Origin of the sequence: Beijerinckia mobilis, from assembly GCF_000745425.1 — a bacterium.
GTDB classification, from domain to species: Bacteria; Pseudomonadota; Alphaproteobacteria; order Rhizobiales; family Beijerinckiaceae; genus Beijerinckia; species Beijerinckia mobilis.
The window spans coordinates 1-1,232 of the sequence record NZ_JQJH01000054.1; the positions used below are offsets into that span (position 1 = coordinate 1).

At 56.2% G+C, this 1,232-nt stretch carries 1 protein-coding gene; it reads right to left on the minus strand.

Features of this window, described 5'->3' with window-relative positions; translation table 11 throughout:
• On the minus strand, window positions 1-1,232 hold a 1,232-nt coding region (locus tag DL88_RS21175), incomplete at both ends, for an RNA-directed DNA polymerase (protein WP_034999417.1).

Consider the following 1,232-nt stretch of genomic DNA (forward strand, 5'->3'; position numbering starts at 1 on the left):
TTGGACGCTGCTCTGGCAATATGTTCCTTGTACTTCAATCGCGTGTCCATCAGGACCCCGAGGATCTTGACCTTATTCCGAGGCACGACCGTCTGTCCCTTGATAGTGAATGGCTCTTGATCTACTTTGCGAGCCTTGGGTGCGAAATGTATAATTGCCGTTTTGTCGGCTTCAAAAGTTGCCCCACTCCTCTTCTCCCAGTCGAGCGCTTCATTGACGATGGTCGTGATACCGTCCCGATTACTCTGCACGGTCGGTCCTGTCACCCACGCGGTAAAGTCATCCACGAACGCAATTGCTCCTCCCTGGCTGTCGATCTGTCTCTGTACGAGGTCGGCGTTGAAGAAAAGAAACAGGATTGGAGACAGGGGCGAACCCTGAGGTAGTCCCGGCTGTGGTAGATCCTGAACCTCCGACAGTTGCCCATTGATCTGGATGGCCGCCGTTCGTCCCGAGCAGAACGCCTCGACCCATCGAAGCAGAAACTCCGGGATACCTCGCGCCTTCATTCTCTGGAGCAGTCGTTCTTTGCAGACCCCATTGTAGGCTCCTTTGACATCGAAGCTGATCAAACTCAGCACCCGTCGGCCGCGCCATGCTGTATAAATCTGCTCCTGCAAAAGCAGGAGTGCCTGTTCCGCGGACCGCTGCTTTCGGGCTCCGAAGTGGCTCGTCGGGAGCAGGCCATGGGTCTCCACTGCGTGCGAGATCCTTTCTGCCACCACTGACTCCAGGATCTTGCCTAGTGTCGCGAGCAGTGAGATCGGCCTCCACGCCTTGGCAATGGTGTAGTCTTCTTTGTTCGGTTTTCTCAGCGGAATGATCTTTGCGTGCCGCCACTGTCTAGGCAGCGTGCCTTCTTCCAGTGAAGCCTGGAAGAGATCGAGGACCCGGTGTTTGACCGTGGGCCAGGTCATCTTCCACACGATGGCCGGCAGGCCATCCTCACCTGCCGCCTTCCATGATTTCGTTGCGCGCAGCTGCCGCTCTACCTCTTCCATGGTGATGGCTGGCATCTCTATCGGCGCTCTTTGTGGTCTAGTCCCTTCATCGTCAATGCTGTCTGGTAGCGGCGGAAAGAATTTGGTCAGTAGTTCTTCCGCCTGTTCCTCGTGATCGGTGGTAGCCGTTCCATCTGCTCTGACGAGCTGCGGTACCTTCCCGAAGGCTGCGTCTTCACCTGCCTTCAGATACTTGGCCGCTTTCCAGATGTTGTCGTTGTCGGCCAGAAA